This window comes from Lentilactobacillus sp. Marseille-Q4993 (assembly GCF_951230165.1).
Lineage (GTDB): Bacteria > Bacillota > Bacilli > Lactobacillales > Lactobacillaceae > Lentilactobacillus.
This window is the reverse complement of the sequence record NZ_CATNVB010000052.1, coordinates 1-6,099: the sequence shown is the minus strand read 5'-3', so window position 1 is coordinate 6,099 and position 6,099 is coordinate 1. Positions and strand designations below refer to the sequence as shown.

The window sequence follows — 6,099 nt, the reverse complement described above, 5'->3', positions numbered from 1 at the left end:
CCTTGATGATGGCTAATTTTTCTTATTTTTTACTGATAAAAGAAAAACTGGATCATATTTTTCAAAAAGTCATGAAAAATATGATCCAGTTTATTTATTGGCGGGACTTATGTCCCGGCCTCTTTTTTGCATTTGAGGAGGATATTAATGGTCAATTTTAGTGTTGAAAATATATCTCACGTGCAACTTGGTGACCTTTACGGTATTTTTTTCGAAGATATTAATCATGCAGCTGATGGTGGCTTGTATGCGGAGATGGTTCAGAACAGGTCGTTTGAATTTGAAAAAATCGACAATGCTGAGTATAGTCCGCTTTATTCGTGGAAAATTAGCGGTACCCCGGACTATTCAGTAGAAAATACGGAGCCGTTGAATAGCCAGAATTGTCACTATCTAAACGTAGTTGCTAAAGATAAAGATGTTTCTGTGCTGAATTTGGGGTATAACGATGGGATGGTCTTTAAGACTGGTGAACAGTATGATTTCATGCTATTTGCTAATGCTAATGAAGCTCGGGAGATCCAAATAGTGCTGGTTGATAAAGAGGATAAGTTGATTAGTCGGCCAGAAAAAATAATTATCTCAGGAACGAGTTGGCAAAAGTATCAGTGTCAGTTAATAGCAACAGCATCGACGTCTCAGGGTCGAATAAAGATAATCATTCCGAAGAATACTGATATTAGTCTTGATATGGTATCGCTGTTCCCAGTTGATACATTTAAACACCGAAAAAACGGGGTTCGTAAGGATATTGCAGATTTGCTATTTGAAATGCACCCCAAATTTCTTAGGTTTCCGGGAGGATGCTTAGTTCATGATGGCACCCTAGACGAAAATGATCGGGATTCTATGTATAGGTGGAAAAAGTCAATTGGACCAATTGAAAGTCGACCTATTAGGAGAAATAAGTGGGGATACAACCAAACATTAGGAATGGGATTCTTTGAGTATTTTCAATTTGCTGAGGATATTGGCGCCAAACCACTTCCAGTTCTGCCAGGAGGATATGATCCCCATCATAAGCGAGCAGTACCAATGGATGAACTAGATGAGTGGGTTCAAGATGCACTTGATTTAATTGAATTTGCAAATGGTGGTACCGATTCTACTTGGGGACAAATTAGAGCAAAATTGGGGCATCCAGAACCGTTTGGCTTAGAGTATTTAGCAATTGGTAATGAAGAAGTTGGCCAAGCGTTCTTTGACCGTTATCCAATTTTTCATAAGGCAATTAAACAAAGGTATCCTCAAATAAAGCTAATTAACTCAAGCGGACCGTTTGCCGCCGGAAAGGAATTTGAGCGCGGTTGGAATAGTGCGATTGATAATGGTTCTGACTATGTTGATGAGCATTTTTACATGGCCCCAGATTGGTTTTATGCAAACTATTCTCGTTATGATAATTACGATCCCAATGGTCCCAAGGCATTTATTGGAGAGTATGCTTCAAAGGCAAATCGCTGGGAAAATGCATTGACTGAGGCAGCATTCATGACGTCATTAGAGAAAAATGCTGATAAAGTGGGATTGGCTTGTTATGCGCCACTGCTTGCAAATGCAGACTATGTAAACTGGGCTCCTGATTTGATCTTCTTTAACCAGAAAAATGTGTGCCCAAGTGTTAATTATTACGTCCAAAAGGCATTTATGAATTTCCAAGGTACAAATAACGTTGAGTACTCGGTAACTGGAGAATTACCAAATAGAACGCTAAGAGAAAACCAGTTTGGAGGTACTATTGCCCTAGAGGGTGATAATGCGGATGTTGATTTTTATGACGCAACGTTGACTAATCTTGAAGACGGGTTAACTTATCACTTGAATTCCGCTACGATAACTGAGAAGAACCATATTGACTTACTTGCTTTGAATAGTAATGCCTACGAAATCAACTGCAAGGTAAAGCGAATCGGTGGTCGGGAAGATAAAGGATTTCATTTGGTATTTAGCAAGCATAGTTCTGATGAACAACTTCAGTGGGTGCTTGGCGGCTGGGAAAATCAAGATTCAATCATAAGACAGATTGGCTCGGGTGATGATCAGAGTGAATGGAATCAGTCTGCATGGACAATGATGACTAATGAGGAGTACCAACTTAAAATTAGAGTCGAGAATCAAGTTGTCAAAACTTTTATTAATGGTGGGTTAATGAACAATGTTAAGATTCTACCAGCAGAGATTCACCAAATCTACCATAGTCTTGTGTACGATTCAGGTTCTCAAAAATACTATCTAAAGCTGGTAAATGTGACTAGTGATGTAGTAACAGTTTCACTAGATGAAAGAGTGTTTAGCAACGCAAAAATTCATGAATTGTCAGGAAAACTAACGGCCGAAAATGTTATTGGTCAAGATAGTAAAATTGATCAGAGAAACTTTCAAATTGATACTTTGAAATATGAAGTTCCTAAGCATTCAGTAGTAATCGTTGAAAGTCAGCCACAGTTGGAGAAAGGGCCTATTAATGATAGATAATGTTAACAATGCAAATGTTATTTTGAAGGACAAAGAAATTCTAGGGTACCAAAAAAACACTCAACAGTATCTTCTCGATTTGGATCCTAACAAATTCTTAGTAAATTTCTACAATGTCGCTGGAATAAATTCGTTGGCAAACGTTGAATCATATGGCGGTTGGGAACGTAGTGATGACGCGAATTTTCGGGGCCATTTTTTTGGCCATTACATGTCGGCGTTGTCACAATCCATCGCCGAAGTTCATGATGCGAATACTCAAGAAAAGTTAATTGAAAAGTTAAGACAATCAGTTGATGGGATCGTTGCTGCTCAGAATGCATATAGCGAAAAGCACCCTGAGAGTACTGGATACGTGTCGGCTTTTAGAGAGGTAGCCTTGGATGAAGTTGAGGGGAAAGTCGTTTCTGATGCCGAAAAGGAAAATGTTTTAGTGCCATGGTACAACCTTCATAAGGTTCTAGCTGGGCTGATAATGACCTATGAAAATCTGCAAGGGATTGATGACAAACTAGCGAATGATGCTCTTACAGCTGCAAAATTGTTTGGCGAATATGTCTACCACAGGGTTACTAAATTGACTGATAAAGAGCAGATGTTGAAAACTGAGTATGGTGGCATGAATGATGCCCTGTACCATCTGTTTGCGATTACTAAAAATCATGATTTTCTTGTTGCCGCTCAGTATTTTGATGAGGTGACGCTATTCAAACAGTTGAGTGAAAATCACGATATTCTTTCAGGGTTGCACGCTAACACAACGATTCCTAAGCTATTAGGAGCAATCAGAAGGTATGAAATCTTCAGCAATTCTAGGGAAAGCGCCCAAGAAAACCTTTCAAGGCATGAAATTGAAAATTTGGATATGTATTACGCTGCAGCTGTCAACTTCTGGGATATTGTGATTAATCACCACACATATGTCACGGGTGGCAACAGTCAAGCAGAGCATTTTCACGATTCGGACAAACTCTATCATGATGCAGTGATTGAAGATGGTGGTTTGACTTGCGAAACTTGTAATTCACATAATATGCTTAAACTTACCCGAGAATTATACCGTATAACTGGTGATAACAAGTATTTAGATTACTATGAACGAACATATTTGAATGCTATATTGGGTTCCCAAAATCCTGAATCAGGGATGATGACCTACTTTCAACCAATGGCATCAGGTTTTCTAAAGGTATATAACCGTCCTTTTGATGAATTTTGGTGTTGTACTGGAACTGGAATTGAAAGTTTTACGAAATTGACTGACTCATATTACTACCATGATAACCTTTCGCTAGTTATCGCCATGTACGTAGCAAATACTCTAACTGACCCATCCTTTAACCTTAAACTAGATTTACAAGCCAATAGGCGTAATGGGCGGGTGCAAATTAAAGTTGATCGGATTGATGAAACCAAACCATTTGTGGCTAAAGCTGTGAAACTCAGAGTGCCAGAATGGGCCCAGAGCGGTAGTGCAGTTATGGTTGATGGTAACGATGAAATTGCTAATATAATGGATGGTTTTTGGGTCATTAAGCTTAGTGACAAACCACTTCAAATTGAGTTGAAATTGAATCAAAATCTCACGCTTGAGCCAGCTCAAGATAATCATGATTACGTATCGTTTAGGTACGGTCCATACGTTTTAGCAGGATTGTTACCGGATTATAAATTAGACGATGACCGTCCAACTGGAATCTTAGTTCGTAGTTCTACGCCTGATGAAACAGTTGCTGGGACGCTGACCACTCACAATGATTTTAACGATTGGCAAAATCAAGTGACACAAGGCACCTTAAGTGAATCGGCAGATGACTATTTATTTACATTTACTATGCCTGGCGTTGAGGAAAGTATTAAATTTGTTCCGTATTATCAAGTCTATAATAAACGGTACGGAATATACTTCCAGTGGCAACAGGCAGGAAGTGAAGCAGCAAAACAAAGGCAACTCGAACTTAAGAAACTTAAGCAGTTTCAAAAGAGTGTAGTGGATGAACTTACCAACTTTGATGAGAATAACTTTGAATATAACAAATAAATAAAATCATCTAAATCTGAAATTGGTGCCTTTCGTGGCAAACGATATCGAGTAGCGGCAAAAGATGGTTGGTATTCGTATTCATTCAATAGTGAACCTGGTCAGCAATTAACGGTGGAACTTACTTTGAATTTAGCCGATATTGGTAAGAAAGTTTCTGTCCAAATTGGTGACCAGAATGAAGAATTTCAAGTTGTAGCTCCTGCAAAGGATCAGCTTGATAAGTCTGAGTTCTTCATTAAGAAGCTAAAAATCAATAAATCTGATGATAAGCAAAATCTGGCGATTAAATTCTTTGGTAGTGAAGATATGGCTAGAATATTTGGAATCGTTATTAGAAAAGGGGAAGCTATTGGCAATGACTGAATACATTAATCCCGTTATTCTTCAACGGGCTGATCCATATATTTATAAACATTCAGATGGGTATTACTACTTTTCAGCGAGTGTTCCGGAGTATGACCGAATCGAATTGCGCAGAGCAAAGACAATTAATGGGCTGGCACATGCAGCTCCCCGAACAGTTTGGCGGAAGCACGCTACTCCCGGAGCCATGGATAATCTGATATGGGCACCAGAAATCCATTGGATCAATGATGCTTGGTATATCTATTTTGAGGCAGAAAGCACTGTTTTTAATAGTGAGGGTGGTGAAGATCACCCCCATAGAATGTTTTGTATTAGTTCAATGTTAGCTGATCCGATGGATGCGAGTGGCTGGGTTGAAAAGGGTCAAATTGAAACACCAATCGATAGTTTTAGTTTAGACGAAACGGTGTTTGAATTCGAAGATAAGCTGATGATGGTCTGGGCTCAGAAGGATCCGGCTATCGAAGGTAGTTCGAATCTATATATCGCTGAAATGAAAAACCCGTGGACTATTAAGGGAGACCCAGTGATGATTAGTACGCCAACGTTTGATTGGGAAAAGCACAGATTTGCAGTGAACGAAGGGCCAGCGGTGCTTATAAGGAATGGTAAGGTCTTTATTACATTTTCTGCTAGTGCGACAGATGAAAACTATTGTGTCGGTCTGTTATATGCTGATGAAACTTCTAATCTATTAGATGCTAGCTCGTGGACTAAGTTAGACCATCCAGTGTTTAAAAGTGATGAGGCAACGAATCAGTATGGCCCAGGACACAATTCATTCACCAAATCAGAAGACGACCAGCAAGATTTATTTGTTTACCATTGTCGTGATTACAAGGATATTCAGGGTGATCCATTATACGACCCAAATCGCCACACTAAGGTTCAGGCATTTAGTTGGGATGAGAATGGGTTACCGGTATTTGGCAAACCTGTTCCATATAATTATGATTAGTAAAAAGCATGTTGTGGTTGGGATATATGGGGGCAATGATTAATGGCCCCCCAGTCCTGACGGTTACTGCGTGTAGCAAGGATTTGGATGAAAGCAAAAAAGAAGCGATAAATTTCAAGAAAATGAAATTTGGTTCTTCGTCAAACATCCTAATGTAAGAGGTATCAAGATTGTGACGACAATCTTGATACCTCTTTTACTATACTAAAGTTGAGGTTGAGGTCGCCAACACCAGTGGAATTAAATTCCGAGCGTC

4 protein-coding genes are annotated in these 6,099 nt (G+C 39.2%); all 4 read left to right on the top strand.

Annotated elements, in window-relative coordinates:
* Positions 1-147 precede the first annotated feature (147 nt).
* The 4 genes from QOW94_RS10735 to QOW94_RS10720 are packed head-to-tail and all read left to right on the top strand — an operon-like array spanning position 148 to position 5,843.
* Positions 148-2,475 carry an alpha-L-arabinofuranosidase family protein gene (locus QOW94_RS10735; RefSeq protein ID WP_283680453.1) on the top strand — a complete coding sequence of 776 codons (2,328 nt, stop codon included), beginning with the start codon at positions 148-150 and terminating at the stop codon, positions 2,473-2,475.
* On the top strand, positions 2,465-4,516 hold the full coding sequence (locus tag QOW94_RS10730; RefSeq protein WP_283680452.1) for a beta-L-arabinofuranosidase domain-containing protein: 2,052 nt from the start codon (positions 2,465-2,467) through the stop codon (positions 4,514-4,516). Before QOW94_RS10735 ends, QOW94_RS10730 begins: the two co-directional genes overlap by 11 nt.
* Complete coding sequence (locus QOW94_RS10725; protein WP_349630362.1) at positions 4,517-4,882, top strand: DUF6805 domain-containing protein; 366 nt, start codon at positions 4,517-4,519, stop codon at positions 4,880-4,882.
* On the top strand, positions 4,875-5,843 hold the full coding sequence (locus tag QOW94_RS10720) for a glycoside hydrolase family 43 protein (protein ID WP_283680450.1): 969 nt from the start codon (positions 4,875-4,877) through the stop codon (positions 5,841-5,843). The genes QOW94_RS10725 and QOW94_RS10720 overlap by 8 nt, the downstream gene beginning before the upstream one ends.
* Positions 5,844-6,099: the final 256 nt, after the last annotated feature.

Excerpts from the sequence above, each read along its gene's own strand:
- QOW94_RS10735 (WP_283680453.1), top strand. The coding sequence starts at position 148 with ATGGTCAATTTTAGTGTTGAAAATATATCTCACGTGCAACTTGGTGAC.
- QOW94_RS10730 (WP_283680452.1), top strand. The coding sequence starts at position 2,465 with ATGATAGATAATGTTAACAATGCAAATGTTATTTTGAAGGACAAAGAA.
- QOW94_RS10720 (WP_283680450.1), top strand. The coding sequence starts at position 4,875 with ATGACTGAATACATTAATCCCGTTATTCTTCAACGGGCTGATCCATAT.